This window comes from Paenibacillus sp. M2, assembly GCF_046713495.1.
Taxonomy (GTDB): Bacteria; Bacillota; Bacilli; order Paenibacillales; family Paenibacillaceae; genus Paenibacillus; species Paenibacillus amylolyticus_B.
Window position 1 is genome coordinate 1,685,008 of record NZ_CP169648.1, and the last position, 13,922, is coordinate 1,698,929.

General features: G+C 48.7%; 12 protein-coding genes. 8 read left to right on the top strand and 4 right to left on the bottom strand.

What is annotated here, in order from left to right; genetic code table 11:
* Window positions 1-12: 12 nt before the first annotated feature.
* The 4 genes from cobT to ACETMN_RS07620 all read left to right on the top strand — a co-directional run bounded on the left by cobT (window position 13) and on the right by ACETMN_RS07620 (window position 4,252).
* Window positions 13-1,134, top strand: a complete 1,122-nt coding sequence (gene cobT, locus ACETMN_RS07605; RefSeq protein ID WP_091016166.1) for a nicotinate-nucleotide--dimethylbenzimidazole phosphoribosyltransferase — start codon at window positions 13-15, stop codon at window positions 1,132-1,134.
* Window positions 1,131-1,691 carry a bifunctional adenosylcobinamide kinase/adenosylcobinamide-phosphate guanylyltransferase gene (cobU, locus tag ACETMN_RS07610; RefSeq protein WP_091015233.1) on the top strand — a complete coding sequence of 187 codons (561 nt, stop codon included), beginning with the start codon at window positions 1,131-1,133 and terminating at the stop codon, window positions 1,689-1,691. The genes cobT and cobU overlap by 4 nt, the downstream gene beginning before the upstream one ends.
* Window positions 1,688-2,578 carry an adenosylcobinamide-GDP ribazoletransferase gene (gene cobS / locus ACETMN_RS07615; RefSeq protein ID WP_091015232.1) on the top strand — a complete coding sequence of 297 codons (891 nt, stop codon included), beginning with the start codon at window positions 1,688-1,690 and terminating at the stop codon, window positions 2,576-2,578. Before cobU ends, cobS begins: the two co-directional genes overlap by 4 nt.
* A 129-nt stretch (window positions 2,579-2,707) precedes the next feature.
* The gene (locus ACETMN_RS07620) at window positions 2,708-4,252 is read left to right on the top strand and encodes a cobyric acid synthase (protein WP_091016164.1); all 1,545 of its coding nucleotides are present in this window, start codon (window positions 2,708-2,710) and stop codon (window positions 4,250-4,252) included.
* 126 nt (window positions 4,253-4,378) lie between these two features.
* Here ACETMN_RS07620 and ACETMN_RS07625 read toward each other — a convergent pair whose 3' ends face one another.
* Window positions 4,379-6,079, bottom strand: coding sequence for a methyl-accepting chemotaxis protein (locus ACETMN_RS07625; protein WP_411735951.1), 1,701 nt, complete (start codon window positions 6,077-6,079; stop codon window positions 4,379-4,381).
* Window positions 6,080-6,432: 353 nt separating this feature from the next.
* Between ACETMN_RS07625 and ACETMN_RS07630 the strand changes: the two genes are divergently transcribed.
* The 3 genes from ACETMN_RS07630 to ACETMN_RS07640 all read left to right on the top strand — a co-directional run bounded on the left by ACETMN_RS07630 (window position 6,433) and on the right by ACETMN_RS07640 (window position 9,338).
* Window positions 6,433-7,830 carry an L-cystine transporter gene (locus tag ACETMN_RS07630; RefSeq protein WP_149846411.1) on the top strand — a complete coding sequence of 466 codons (1,398 nt, stop codon included), beginning with the start codon at window positions 6,433-6,435 and terminating at the stop codon, window positions 7,828-7,830.
* Between the two features lie 264 nt (window positions 7,831-8,094).
* Complete coding sequence (locus ACETMN_RS07635) at window positions 8,095-8,778, top strand: queuosine precursor transporter (RefSeq protein WP_149846412.1); 684 nt, start codon at window positions 8,095-8,097, stop codon at window positions 8,776-8,778.
* A 206-nt stretch (window positions 8,779-8,984) separates the two neighbouring features.
* A complete protein-coding gene (locus ACETMN_RS07640; RefSeq protein ID WP_149846413.1) occupies window positions 8,985-9,338 on the top strand; it encodes a hypothetical protein in 354 nt (117 codons plus the stop codon).
* Between the two features lie 109 nt (window positions 9,339-9,447).
* Here ACETMN_RS07640 and ACETMN_RS07645 read toward each other — a convergent pair whose 3' ends face one another.
* Window positions 9,448-10,536: a M24 family metallopeptidase gene (locus tag ACETMN_RS07645; RefSeq protein ID WP_411735952.1), complete on the bottom strand. Its 1,089-nt coding sequence runs from the start codon at window positions 10,534-10,536 to the stop codon at window positions 9,448-9,450.
* A gap of 262 nt (window positions 10,537-10,798) precedes the next feature.
* Between ACETMN_RS07645 and ACETMN_RS07650 the strand changes: the two genes are divergently transcribed.
* Window positions 10,799-12,010 (top strand): PQQ-dependent sugar dehydrogenase, encoded by a 1,212-nt coding sequence (locus tag ACETMN_RS07650; RefSeq protein ID WP_149846414.1) that lies wholly within the window; start codon window positions 10,799-10,801, stop codon window positions 12,008-12,010.
* 510 nt (window positions 12,011-12,520) lie between these two features.
* Here the strand turns inward: ACETMN_RS07650 and ACETMN_RS07655 are convergent.
* The gene (locus ACETMN_RS07655; protein WP_149846415.1) at window positions 12,521-13,252 is read right to left on the bottom strand and encodes an MBL fold metallo-hydrolase; all 732 of its coding nucleotides are present in this window, start codon (window positions 13,250-13,252) and stop codon (window positions 12,521-12,523) included.
* A 56-nt stretch (window positions 13,253-13,308) separates the two neighbouring features.
* Window positions 13,309-13,851 (bottom strand): hypothetical protein, encoded by a 543-nt coding sequence (locus tag ACETMN_RS07660; RefSeq protein WP_105597750.1) that lies wholly within the window; start codon window positions 13,849-13,851, stop codon window positions 13,309-13,311.
* Window positions 13,852-13,922 lie beyond the last annotated feature (71 nt).

Genomic DNA, 13,922 nt, shown 5'->3' on the forward strand with positions numbered 1-13,922 from the left:
AGTGCTGGTTGTATGAATAATGAACAGGTGTTGGCTCAATTAACGCAAAGGATTACCGCTCCCGACCAGGAAGTGGCGGCAGCGACCTCTGCACACGTGGATTCGTTGACGAAGCCGCCAGGGAGTCTGGGCAAATTGGAAGAGTTGGTAATCCGCCTGGCAGGCATGACGGGCAATGCACGTCCGCGTTTTGATCACAGAGCGGTCATTGTCATGGCCGCAGATCACGGCGTAGTGGAAGAAGGTATCAGTGCTTTTCCTGCTGAAGTAACCCCGCAGATGGTCATGAATTTCCTGGCTGGGGGCGCAGCCGTGAATGTGCTTGCACGTCACGCAGGTGCTGATGTGATCTGTGTGGATATCGGGGTGAATGCCGATCTTGAACATCCGGATCTGCTTTCCCGTAAAATTCGCAAAGGCACGGCCAATATGGCCCGAGGCGCAGCGATGACCCGGGATGAGGCGGTTCGGGCGATCCTTGCAGGAGCCGAAGTTGTATCGGCAGAGGTGGCGAAGGGAACACAGCTGTTTGTCACCGGAGAGATGGGAATCGGCAACACCACTGCAAGTGCTGCGGTAATGAGCGCACTAACCGGAGTTGCCCCTGCCGACGCCGTGGGGCGAGGAACCGGCATTGATGATGCAGGCTTACAGCGGAAGGCTGCTGTAGTCAGCCGTGCTCTTAGCGTAAACGCACCGAACCCGGAAGATGCACTGGATGTTCTGTGCAAGGTGGGTGGACTGGAGATTGCTGGACTCACGGGGGTTATCCTCGCAGCAGCTGCTCATCGTTGCCCGGTCGTTGTAGACGGGTTCATCTCTACCGCAGCAGCGCTGGTTGCGAGACAACTTGCACCTCTGAGCACAGCCTATATGATCGCTTCTCATACTTCACATGAAAATGGACATGGAGCGCTGCTGCGTGAACTGGACCTGAAATCGATGCTGGATCTGGACATGCGTCTGGGTGAAGGCACAGGTGGTGTGCTCAGTCTTCATCTGATTGACGCAGCATGTCTCATTCTGAATGAGATGGCAACCTTTGCAAGCGCGGGTGTCACGGATGGGTCAAGCACTGCTTCGGACACCACTGCGTCGGGTGATTCATCCCTGCAAGGAGAGAGTTCCCGATGAGCGTATTGGTGACGGGCGGCGCACGCAGTGGCAAAAGCTCCTTTGCCGAGCGTCTATGCATGCAGCGTTCCTCGGAGGCGTGGTATGTGGCGACAGCTCAGGCGTACGATGATGAAATGCGTGAGCGTATCGCCATGCATCAGCATCAACGCGAGGCATCAGGGTATCTGTGGCACACGATGGAAGAGCCGATACATTTGCCTGATTTGATAAGCCGCATGGGTGAAGGGCATACAGGGACTTCTGCACCCACCATTCTGGTGGATTGCCTGACGCTGTGGCTGACAAATGTTTTGTTAGCACATGAGCATGACGAGAAACATGTGTTACAGGGACATTTGGACGCGCTGGTTGAAGCGATTCGAACCTATCCCGGGTTGCTTGTTCTGGTTACGAATGAAGTGGGGGACGGAATCGTACCGGAATATGCCCTTGGCAGGAAATATCGGGATCTGGCCGGTGTATTGAATCAGCGCATTGCGGCGATATGCGGTGAAGTGTTTCTGGTGACCGTAGGCATTGCGATTGAACTAAAAAGCAAGGAGTACCGCTTATGAAGGATGGCACGTCTGCTCCTCAGCGTAAACATGCAGCGGCAGCCGCTTTTCAATTTTTGTCCCGTTTCCCTGTCAAAATGCACATCGATTTTGTCCCGCCGTTGCTGCGGGAAAGTGTTGTCTTTTATCCGTTGGTCGGTGCAGCAATCGGTCTGTGTGTCTGGCTCTTGGGAGCCTTAAGTGGTGCAGTGCTCCCAGCCTTTCCGGCTGCCGTCCTGACCCTGACGTTATGGGTGTGGCTCACCGGAGGGCTCCATCTTGACGGATGGATGGATACGGCAGATGGTTTGCTCAGTTATCGTACCCGTGAACGGATGCTGGAGATTATGAAGGACAGCCGTGTAGGGGCCATGGGGGTAATTGCCTGTGTGCTGCTGCTTATGATGAAAGCTGCGCTGATCGCCGATTTTATTGCCCGGGGCCACTGGGTATACGGTGCGTTGCTGATTCTGCCCATGATCTGGAGCCGCTGGTTCATGGTATATGCGATGTCGGCCTGGCCGAATGCCCGCGGAGATGATGGACTTGCCGTATTGTTCAAAGGTCTGGGTGATCGGAAGGAGGTCCAGCGTGCACGCAGCTCAGCCGTTGGCCTGACCTTGATCGCAGGTGCAATTACGTTTGCCGCGGTGTGGCTTTTCAAGCCGGATATGGGGATTGCGGATGCGATGGTGAGTGGTCTGGGAACACTGCCATGGTGGCTATACCCGGTGACGGTAGTTATTATACTGCCTGTGGCGTGTTATTACATCGGCCGATTCGTGGCTGCCCGGATCAGTGAACGGCTCGGCGGTTTAACCGGAGATACGTATGGTGCCATGAATGAGCTGCTGGAGGCGGTTTTGTTGACCGTGCTGAGCGTGCTTCAAGGACTGTTCTGGCTTTAACTTTTGAAGTGTGAAGCAGTTTGGATAGCGTTACGCATGAGGTCGGGAGCAAGGTGATCTGGAGATAACACGGAGACAGGGGGAGAGATCGTGGAGGGTAAGCTTGTACAGCAAACAGCGGCGGTACTCATGCTGCAAGGAACGGCTTCTGATGTGGGCAAAAGTGTCATCACAACGGCTTTATGCCGTATATTCAAGCAGGATGGCTTCAAGCCAGCCCCGTTCAAGTCACAGAATATGGCGCTGAATTCCTATGTGACGGAAGATGGCAAGGAGATAGGTAGGGCTCAGGGAGCACAAGCTGAAGCCTGCGGTATTGAGGCGACAACCGACATGAACCCGATCCTGATCAAGCCGGTGCGGGACATGCATTCGCAGATCGTGGTACACGGTGTACCTTTTGCTCAGATGAGTGCTTCGGACTACCGTCAGCATTTCCTGCCTGAAGCAAAGCAGACAGTTATGGATGCGTTGAACCGGCTACGGGATACCTATGATATTGTACTGATGGAAGGAGCGGGCAGTCCTGCCGAAATCAATCTGAAGGATCGGGATATCGTCAATATGAATCTGGCAGGTTGGGCTGATGCACCGGTAATTCTGATCTCCGATATTGATCGGGGCGGGGTATTTGCTTCCATTGTAGGTACGCTCGAGCTGCTGGAACCCCATGAGGTTGCTCGTGTCAAAGGGTTCATTATCAACAAGTTTCGCGGTGATCTGTCCCTGTTGCAGCCAGGACTCGACTGGCTCGAAGAACGGACAGGCATTCCAGTATTGGGTGTATTGCCTTACATAAGAGATATTCAGATTGAAGCAGAGGATTCAGTGGTGCTGGACTCCATCCGTCATGGGAAATCCGGCAAAACCGAGCTGGATCTGGCGGTGATCCGATATCCGCGAATTTCCAACTTTACAGATTTCGATGCACTTTCCCGTGAACCGGATGTCAATGTGCGTTACGTGACCTCGCCAGAGGAATTGGGTAGTCCGGATGCCATTCTTCTACCGGGTACGAAGGATACCATAGGTGACCTGGCGTTTCTGCGTGAGTCTGGGCTGGAGCAGGCGATTGCGAGCCAGACCGAGCGTGATCATGTTCAGCTCGTAGGAATATGTGGCGGGTACCAGATGCTGGGACGACATCTGAAGGACCCGTTTGCTGTGGAGGCGAATCAGATCCAGGAAGCAAAAGGACTTGGCTGGCTCCCGCTATCGACAACGTTTCTTCAGGAAAAGCAGACCGTCAGAGCTTCCGGACGGGTGCAGCTTGATCACCCGATTCGTCTGTATGGTGAGCAAGATGAAGCAGATGCTTCATTACCTGTTAATGGATATGAGATTCATATGGGCGTTACAGAGTGCCACGAGCCTGAACGTGTAACCGCGTTGTTTGAAATCTCACATCCAAGTGGTCAACCTTTCCAAGAGGGCTGGGGCTCAGCGGATGGCAGCGTGTGGGGAACCTACTTGCATGGTTTGTTTGAAAGTGATCTGTTCCGCCGTTCGTGGCTTAATGGTTTGCGTGCAGGAAAGGGACTGGCTCCACTTCAGGAGACATATAGTGTACATGAACGTAAGGAGATGGAGTTCGATCGGGTAGCTGAATCATTGCGTTCGGCATTGGATATGAAGCGTGTGTACGAGATTATGGGTGTTCAGGCACCCGAGTGAAACAACAATACCCCCATGTCCGACAACCCGTTCTCTAGAAACGGAATGTTAGCGGCATGGGGGTATTGTATATCCTATGATTCAATGAGGTTTAAAACAGGTGATGATAGGTTAATGGTTAACCTGTTAGTTTATTTTGAAATTTTTCATAGCGGATTGCAGCTCTACAGCTTGTTCATGCAGATGGCGAACCGTATTCGAATGTGAATCCATCTCGCTAAGCTGAAGATCTGCTGTTGAAGCAATCTGTAACATGCTCTCACGGGATTTGGTCGTAATCTGTGCCGTTTCTTCAACGGATGCACTCACTTCTTCAGCACCAGCAGATACTTGTTGAGTAGAAGCAGAGACGGTCTGAATGGTCAGATTCACGTTCTGAATCAATTCATTCAGTTGCTGGAAGGCTGAGCCTGCTTGTTGAACGACAGTTGTGCCTGAACCAATCTCCTGGGTTACACGGTTCATGGCATCAACCGAGCGTTCAGCATCTTCACGAATGGTACCCAGATAATCCGAAATTTCTTCGGTGGCTGTCTTGGATTGCTCGGCAAGTTTGCGAACTTCTCCAGCAACAACAGCGAATCCGCGGCCATGCTCTCCGGCACGTGCTGCTTCAATGGAGGCGTTGAGTGACAGCATGTTAATCTGTTTGGTGATTTCAAAAATGGAAGCAACAATGGTGCCGATGGCAACCGAACGTTCATTCATAGTTTCAACATAACTCAACGATTCGCTTGCTGTCTGGCCTACACGCTCCATCTGCTCAATGGCATTCTGAGCCAGTCGGTTACCGTTAACTGCCTCGTTGGCTGCTTCACCAATCTGGTCAGACACTTCAGCGGAAGAAGAAGCAATATGCATGATACCCTGCGTAATTTCTTCCATAGCTCTGGCGTTCTCGGATGCGCTTGACGCAATGCTGATACTTCCTTTTTCTGCATCTTCTGCGGAGCGGCTGGAGTTTCGTACCATACCGGACATCGATTCAACCCGCTGAAGCAGGTCATTGGAGCCTGACACAACTTCATTGGACGTGGACAAGGCACGGCTGATCATTTCTTTCAGGTTATGCGTCATCGTCTGGAAGCTTGCGGCAAGCTGGGCAATTTCATCTTTGCCTTTGATCTGGAGTTCAGCGGTCAGATCACCTTGGGATATTTGTTTGCTATGTTGGACAAGCTTGATGATTGGTTTGGTAACTCTTTTGATCATACTAGTGGAGATAAGCCAGCCGAGCACAAACACTAATGCTGTAATCCCAAGACACAACCAGAAAATCTGGGTAATCTTGTCTTGAATGAACTGGGCATCCATGCTCACAGCCATAATCATGTTACTTCCTGCAATTGGAATGAATGCTGCCTTATGTACACCGAAGGAATCGGAATAGACTTCGCTGATTACCATTTCTTTGCTCTCGATGGCTGTATTCATTGCTGGCTCTACAGTGATATCATCCTGGGCTTTCATACCTGAGGAAGAGTTGGCCACAACGACTTTGGCTGAGCCATCCTGGATAGCGACAACGTAAGCTGCATCCAGATTATGTTCTTTTGCTTTATCTGCCAGATACGATTCCACGGTCATGGCAGCACCTTCAGAACCGGCTCCGCCACTCTGTACCTGTAGGATTTTGGATGCTGAAGTATTCTTGTATATATCCTGAATGGACGTGTTTAGGACTTTGTCAAACTGCGGTAGCACGTAGCTTTGAATAATATTCATCGACACGGCATAGAAACTAATACTGAACAACAGGGAAGCAACCAGCAGAACGAGGAACAAGGTGCCTCTGATTTTACCGGCGACGGTGCGATTACGAAACATATGATCATCCTTTCACGTCAAGTTCATTAACATTATCGCTTTTCCGTACTCATAAGACCTATCTACCAATGAAGAAAGACCTAAATTATACGTTGAGAAAACTTGGGAATAAGCGGATATACCTATATTACAAAATTAACCGGAGGTTGAATAGAACAATTTTCACGAATTGGTGTATTTTTTTCAGAAATACATGAATCTATTACATGCATATTACATAATATCAATTAATACCTACCAGAATAGTTTGTTATATGTTATATTGTAAAATGTCTTTGTCGGAAGTACAAAAAGATAAAAGAGAAAACCGGATATTTTTCGGTTACACACATGCCTGAGGAGGATTTAAAGAAATGGATACTTTTCTAGTCATATTGAATGTAGTGGTTATGCTTGCCTTACTTGGCATCCTCTACTGGATGCAGAAAAAGCATGTCTCCTTTACGAAACGCGTATTTGCGGGTCTGGGACTGGGGGTTGTTTACGGGGTTATTCTCCAATTGGTGTACACATCAGGTTCTGATGTAGTTACGAAATCAGTCGATTGGTTCAATCTGGTCGGTTCAGGATATGTTCGTTTGTTGCAAATGGTCGTGATTCCATTGATCATGGTATCGATCATTTCAGCCATTATGAATCTGAAGGGCAAGCAAAATCTCGGCAAGATGAGTGTTTCCATTATTGCCATTCTGTTGATCACCACAGCGATTGCCGCAGGGGTTAGCATTGTAACGAGCCTTGGCTTTAACCTGACTTCCATTGAGATTCAAGGAGGAGAGCGGGAGAATGCGCAGGTTCAGAAGGTGGAGGAACGGCTTGTTGATGTGAAGGATCAGACCATCCCGCAGCAAGTGCTGGAATTCATTCCTTCGAATCCATTTGCAGATATGACAGGAGAACGTCGTACATCCACACTGGCCGTGGTTATTTTCTCCGCGTTCATCGGTGTAGCCGTACTTGGACTGGATCGCAAAAAACCTCAGCAGGCGGAGACGTTCCGCGGTATGGTTAATGCCGTATATGCGGTGGTTATGCGGATTGTAACATTGGTGCTCAGGCTTACACCATACGGGATTCTTGCCCTTATCACCAAAGTAACGGCGACAACGAATCCGGATGAAATTCTCAAGTTGATCAAATTCGTCATTGCGTCCTACGTGGCCCTCATCGTGATGTTTATCATTCACTTGATCATTATCTCACTGTCCGGGTTCAACCCGATTACGTATGTGAAGAAGGTTCTGCCAACACTGGTATTTGCCTTTACATCCCGTTCAAGTGCAGCGTCGATCCCACTGAATGTGGAGACACAGACGAAGAAACTGGGTGTATCCGACGGTATTGCCAACTTGTCTGCAAGCTTTGGTGCTACTATTGGGCAAAACGGCTGCGCCGGGGTCTATCCGGCCATGCTGGCGGTGATGATTGCTCCGACGGTCGGCATCGACCCGCTGAGCTGGGACTTCATTGTGACTCTGATCCTCGTAGTCATGATCAGTTCGTTTGGTGTGGCTGGCGTTGGCGGCGGGGCAACCTTCGCTTCCCTGATCGTATTGTCCACCATGAATCTGCCTGTGGCTCTGGTTGGACTACTCATTTCGGTGGAGCCGCTGATCGACATGGGTCGTACAGCGCTTAACGTGAACGGGTCCATGACTTCTGGACTTGTAACCAGCAAAATTTTGAAAGAAAATGATCATGACACATTCAATGATCAGAGCCGTGAGCTGGATTCTGCGGCTCAGGCTTAATACAGAATGGATTTAGATAGAGGCTCATATTAAGATAGCTAGAGCCGTCTATAAGCCAAGTGGGAAAGCCGTCCTTCGGAGGAATCTGGAGGGCGGTTTTTTTTGTGGCAATCCAATTATACTGTCACTCAGCCAGACCTGGAGTTATTTAGTTCTGTTCATGGGACGAGAAATGTGATAGAGTATTCATGTTTTGGCCCTGAGCCAAACCGCGGTTCGTAACCATCCCGCGTAATCAAAACTAGGAAGGCAGTGTATGTATTTATGTTTAACTTAGGGTGGGGAGCAGTTTTTGTTCTCGTAACTTATGGATTTTTCCTGTTGTGTTACCGCTTGTTCGGTAAAAAAGGTCTCTATGCCTGGATTGGTGTGGCTACGGTTATAGCCAACATTCAGGTGACCAAAACGATAGATATTATGGGGGTTGTACTGACGCTTGGCAACACGATGTATGTCAGCATGTACCTGACCAGTGATCTGCTCAATGAGAAATATGGACCAGGTGAGGCACGCAAAGCCGTATGGTTCGGATTCTTTACGTTGATCATGACGACGGTACTGATGCAAATGGTGTTACGCTTTGATCCGGCACCGACGGACTTTGCACAGGATTCGATGAAAACATTATTCGGTCTGCTGCCACGTCTGGCTCTCGGAAGTCTGACAGCGTACTTCATCAGTCAGTTCCTGGATGTACGATTATACTCCTGGCTGCGCAAGGTGGCCCCAGGACGCAATCAGTTGTGGATTCGTACCAACGGCAGTTCGATCATCAGTTCATTCGTGGATACACTGGTGTTCTGCACGATTGCGTTTGCGTTCATCTATCCTTGGGACGTTTGGCTGGAAATCTTCCTGACGACGTATATTATCAAATTTGTATTAACTGCGGTTGGAACACCGTTCCTGTATGCTGCACGCAGCTTTAAGTTCAAGGATGAAGCTTAGATAATATTCAAGAGGATCACTTAAAATCACCCTTTGCGCAGTCGCTTGTAATTCGGACTCTGCAAGGGGATTTTTTATAGAAAACACATTTACCCGAAACAAGAAAAACTCTTTTTACATTATTATGAAAAAGTTATAATATAAACGACCTGTCGTTATGAGCATGTATCATTAGCACGAAGATTTCAACCAAAGGGGAATCGCATATGTACTCTACACTGCGTTATACACTGGAAAGCAATGGCACAACCTACGAGAATGATAGCATTGATGCCTCACTATTGGTGGATTTGATTACCAATCTGGAATTGCAGGAATACGTAGTACTTACACCTTCAGAGCTGGTGGAGGGAAGTATGTATATGCAGGCTGCTGCGCTTGAGGAACCAGGGCAGATGGTGGCGGAGATTCGTTTACAGGAAGGTGAGGACGGTTTCCAGCATTACAGCTACAGCACAGCAGATCCGACTGTGATTATTCAATGGTTTCTGGATTATTGGGGGAAGCAACAGCTGCCACAGCTGGAATCCTGGCAGGATATCACGCATGAGTTTGGCTAATGGTACATGAGTGAGCAGGAATAAGACACGTAGGATATGCTTCGTATGAATTAAAATCCCGCAACCCATGATATCATGGATTTGCGGGATTTTTGAGTTCACAATTGGACTAGTCGGTAAGGATTTGCAGTTCTTTTGGATAAGACGTCAGAACTTCGACACCCGTTTCGGTCACAATTACATCATCCTCAATACGGACGCCGCCTGCTGCGGTATATATGCCCGGCTCAATCGTGAATACGGTACCTTCATTCAGGATGTCCATATTCTCTCCATGGAGAGAAGGATACTCATGTACGTCAATACCCAGTCCATGACCTACTCTATGCATAAAACGTTCGCCGTATCCGGCTTCTTCCGTGACTTGGCGTGCTGCACGATCCACTTCAGCGCAGGTGATGCCTGGTTTTACGATTTGGATAGCCGCTTCGTTGGCTGCGAGTACCGTGTTATAGATGGTTTTGAGTTCAGGTGAGATGTCACCAAAGGCGAATGTACGCGTGATATCCGAGGCATATCCGCCAGCATACACACCCATATCAAACATCAACAGGTCACCATGTTGCAGTTTCCGTTCACCCGGTGTACCGTGTGGCAGACCTGTTTTGGGTCCGGTGAGTACCATGGTATCAAAGGAAGGGCCATCGGCACCCAGTTTTTTCATCTGATATTCCATCTCGGCAACAAGTTCAATCTCGGTTACGCCTGTGCGAACATGAGAGAGGCCTTGACGCAATGTTTCTTCGATCAGGTGAATGGCGTGGCGAATGCGGGCTACCTCATCCGGAGTTTTTTTCACACGTAATGTGCGAAGCAACGGGCCTACATCTTCAAAGCTGGCAGCACCAAGAGCGGCAGTAAGCTGCTCATAACGTGCGACTGTCACGTATTCTTTCTCGAGACCAACCCGGCCCAAGCGCCCCTGATAACGATCAAACAAAGCGTATGGATTATCCGTATCCGTGTGCGTGGCAATGTTGGATACCGAGGAAGCGGCTGCGGCTGCTTTAGCGTCCAGTGCGGGTACAATCAGCAGGGGCTCTTCGCCGCGTGCGAGAACCAGACCGAGGAAGCGTTCATGCGGATTGCTTGCAAATCCAGTTAAATAGTAGATATGTTTCGGATCTGTGATCAGCATGGCGTCCAATCCTTGCCCGGACAGATCGGCTTCAAGACGAGATAAAGGGTTTTGATTCATAAGTGTAGTTGTCCACCTTTCCATTCATACTATCCTTCTATTATAAAAGATTATGATGGAATTCCAAACTGCGATGATTTCATGTCCTCGGAATCCCTTGCCTTCTTCGTTTAAGCGGCTGGTGTGAAGGGTAATACAGGGCGAAACCGTAATACACATGAATAATAGTGCGACAACTATAGAGAACAATATGTTAACAATACATTGAAGCTTGGCTTATTTATTTTATACAAAAGATCGATATGCGAAGGGAGATGTATTCATGAATAATCGAGGAATCGTTCCACTGTATGCTTCATTATTAAGTGTGGCACTGTTGACCGCGTCATGCTCTTCAGGCGAACCCTCAACGGGAGGAGTAGAGCAGACGTCTCAGGGACAGGGAACAGGTCAGGGACAGACAGCGAATGGAAGCAATACCGGTGCAAGTGGAAATGAGAGTGGAGCGCAGGGAGAGACGGTCATTCCGTATCGGGCTTCCGTTCTGGTTGAAGGATTGAATGCACCATGGGAGATTGTGAGTGTGCCTGATGGTCGGATGTTCGTAACGGAACGCCCTGGTGCGATTCGAGTCATTGAGGATGGAAAACTAGCCCCTGAACCACTGATTGAATTCTCAGCCCCATTTAATGAAGAAGGTGAAGGAGGTTTGTTAGGTCTTGCAGCAGATCCGGACTTTGAGGAGAACGGTTACTTGTATGCATACCACTCTTATCTGGAAGGCGATGACATTGCCAATCGAGTGTTACGTCTCAAGGTGAATGATGCGAAAGCGGTCATAGATCAAGAGTTGCTTGGTAACATTCCAGGCGGAATAAATCATAATGGTGGGCGGATCAAAATTGGCCCGGACAAGTTGCTCTATATCACGACAGGTGAACGTTATGAGCCGGAATTGTCACAGAACGAAGATAGCCTTGGAGGTAAAATATTGCGGATAGGTCTTGACGGGTCGATCCCGGCAGACAACCCATGGCCGAATTCACCTGTATACAGTATGGGACACCGTAACGCACAGGGACTGGCCTGGAACCCAGACAACGGTTACCTCTATTCCACGGAGCATGGTCAGCGTAATCATGATGAGATTAACCGGATTGTAGCTGGTGAGAATTATGGCTGGCCCGAGGTGGAGGGAGACGATGATGACAATGGCGCATATCAGGCTCCGCTTGCACATAGTGGGAATGATACATGGGCGCCGTCTGGTGTAGCTTTTGTTGAGGAAGGACCTTGGGCTGGATCACTGATTGCTGCAAATCTGCGTGGAGAGCAGTTGCTGAAGGTTACTCTTTCGGAAGATGGCACACAGGTGGAGAAGGTGGAACCCATCTTCGAAGATGAATGGGGCCGGATTCGTAATGTGAGTGCTGGTGAGGACGGAAAGTTGTATGTGCTTACGAACAATCGGGATGGACGGGGATCGCCACGAGATGGAGATGACAAGCTGATTGTACTAACTCCGGAGAGCTGATTTATTCTAACGAACCTGGCACACCATAAATAGAGGTATAATGGCGTTTGTAGAATGTAACGAACCTCAGCCACGTTATATCGCCAAAATTCACTCGAAACCTGCGGGAAAATCAACGAAATGAGTAAATAAGAGGTCTGGTGGAACTCTGTCAAAAATCAAACACTTACGTTACGGATTTTCCGGTGAATTGTTTTGCCAAACGGGCAGGGGAAGATATTGTGCGCATGCCGTGGTGTAATATAGCGGTGTGATATAAGATACTGTGTGCATATCGTGCGCAATAGGAGCTGCCATACGGTCAACACCAGTGCAGTGGTAAATACACATGGTTAATTAATCAAAGGAGCTGTCCCCGTCAAATTCATGACTTATGGGACAGCTCCTTGCTTGTAATGTATGTGTCATCCTAATCTTGAATGAGTACAACGCACAATGCCGCACGAAGAGAAACAGCGTTAATAGGATGCTTGTGTCGTTCCAAAACACTCACAAGTCCGCTTTCTATTCTTACTCTGCGCTCTCCGCAAGTGTGGCAATGCGCTGAGCCGGATCATTCGTGTACTCTCCACCGTGATAACAGAGAACCTTATTGAGCTTAAGGTCGGTCAGTTTCTTCAGGCTTCGCAGCGCTTCAGGCATGTCCGGTGTTGCGGGTGGCGCAGGGCCAACCAGTTCATCATCGACCACACGAAGTTCATCGGCAGCGAGCAGGAATTGTTGCTCCCCGAAATACAGACAGATATGGCCTGGCGTATGTCCCGGTGTATGAATGACCTGTGTACCGCCTTGAAGGGGTAATAAGTCTCCGTCTGCCAGCGTTCTGCTGATGTTCACTTCAGGCAGCTGCAAGAGCAGTTGGTCTGCCAGTGCCAAAACGGGCGCGGGCAGCAGAGCACGACGTTCAGGTGTGAATTTGATCAAAGGTTTCTCACCGGTTAGATATGGAATCTCATCGGCATGTGCCCAGATTTCCAGATCAGGGATGGCATCCAAAAGAGCACCCAAGTTACCGATATGATCGATGTCCTGATGAGTAATAATCACCCGTTTAACGTCCGAGAGCTGTACGCCTTCTTGTTCCAATGCGGATTGAAGTTCGGCAAATTGTCCAATCATGCCCGTATCCACCAAGGTAACGCCATCTTCATCACGAAGCATGACGGGGAATATGGGGCTGTTCCCGGAAGGTGTCGGAATCTGCAGATTTAACACAGTAATTGAAGTTGTTGGATGGCTCATGGTGATCCGGACCGTAGTCCGGTACACCTCCTTTTCTTTTTTAGCGATGATTGTTGTTATTCAGGGCGATTATATTTTAAGTGTTTTCTATATTTTTTGACCGTATGGAGTAATGCTTCAAACGTTTCTTCTTCATTACTGCCATCCTTAACGATGGAGACAAACGAGAAGTTCTCATGAACAAGTTTGTTCCTTGTCTGAAATACCAGACCAAGGGCTTCAGCGAAGTGTTCTTTTTCGGATTCCAGAGCAATGAACTCTTTACTCAGTTCGGCTTGAATGATCTCCATGTTGGAGCGTGCACGGTAGGCAGGAGTTTTCATCAGCTGGGTCGAATTAAACTTTTTCTGATATACGTCTCTGTACAGTTGATGTAACATTTGTTCAATAATGGCGCATAGTTCGATGACGAGTGAAGCATATCTTCGGTTTTTGCGTTTTCGGGTGAGTTCACGTGTTTCTTCTTTGTCCAAAATACCGTATTTTTCATACAGCGTAGAATCAACGTTCTGCAAGATTTCCTGATATTCCTGTTCGAGTAGTGCGATTTCAAGTTTGGCTTGTTTTTTAACTTTTTTAAAATCTTCTTTGGTCAGCATACTTGTCCTCCCATGGAAACCGAGATGTGATCCTATCATTATCTCATATTGTCCGTCGTCGCGCCTCTAAT

What these genes read in the sequence shown, in the direction of transcription:
- ACETMN_RS07620 (WP_091016164.1), top strand. Translation starts at nt 2,708, where the DNA reads ATGCTGCAAGGAACGGCTTCTGATGTGGGCAAAAGTGTCATCACAACG.
- ACETMN_RS07640 (WP_149846413.1), top strand. Translation starts at nt 8,985, where the DNA reads ATGTACTCTACACTGCGTTATACACTGGAAAGCAATGGCACAACCTAC.
- cobU (WP_091015233.1), top strand. Translation starts at nt 1,131, where the DNA reads ATGAGCGTATTGGTGACGGGCGGCGCACGCAGTGGCAAAAGCTCCTTT.
- ACETMN_RS07635 (WP_149846412.1), top strand. Translation starts at nt 8,095, where the DNA reads ATGTTTAACTTAGGGTGGGGAGCAGTTTTTGTTCTCGTAACTTATGGA.
- ACETMN_RS07655 (WP_149846415.1), bottom strand. Translation starts at nt 13,252, where the DNA reads ATGAGCCATCCAACAACTTCAATTACTGTGTTAAATCTGCAGATTCCG.
- ACETMN_RS07645 (WP_411735952.1), bottom strand. Translation starts at nt 10,536, where the DNA reads ATGAATCAAAACCCTTTATCTCGTCTTGAAGCCGATCTGTCCGGGCAA.
- ACETMN_RS07630 (WP_149846411.1), top strand. Translation starts at nt 6,433, where the DNA reads ATGGATACTTTTCTAGTCATATTGAATGTAGTGGTTATGCTTGCCTTA.
- cobT (WP_091016166.1), top strand. Translation starts at nt 13, where the DNA reads ATGAATAATGAACAGGTGTTGGCTCAATTAACGCAAAGGATTACCGCT.
- ACETMN_RS07660 (WP_105597750.1), bottom strand. Translation starts at nt 13,851, where the DNA reads ATGCTGACCAAAGAAGATTTTAAAAAAGTTAAAAAACAAGCCAAACTT.
- ACETMN_RS07650 (WP_149846414.1), top strand. Translation starts at nt 10,799, where the DNA reads ATGAATAATCGAGGAATCGTTCCACTGTATGCTTCATTATTAAGTGTG.
- cobS (WP_091015232.1), top strand. Translation starts at nt 1,688, where the DNA reads ATGAAGGATGGCACGTCTGCTCCTCAGCGTAAACATGCAGCGGCAGCC.
- ACETMN_RS07625 (WP_411735951.1), bottom strand. Translation starts at nt 6,079, where the DNA reads ATGTTTCGTAATCGCACCGTCGCCGGTAAAATCAGAGGCACCTTGTTC.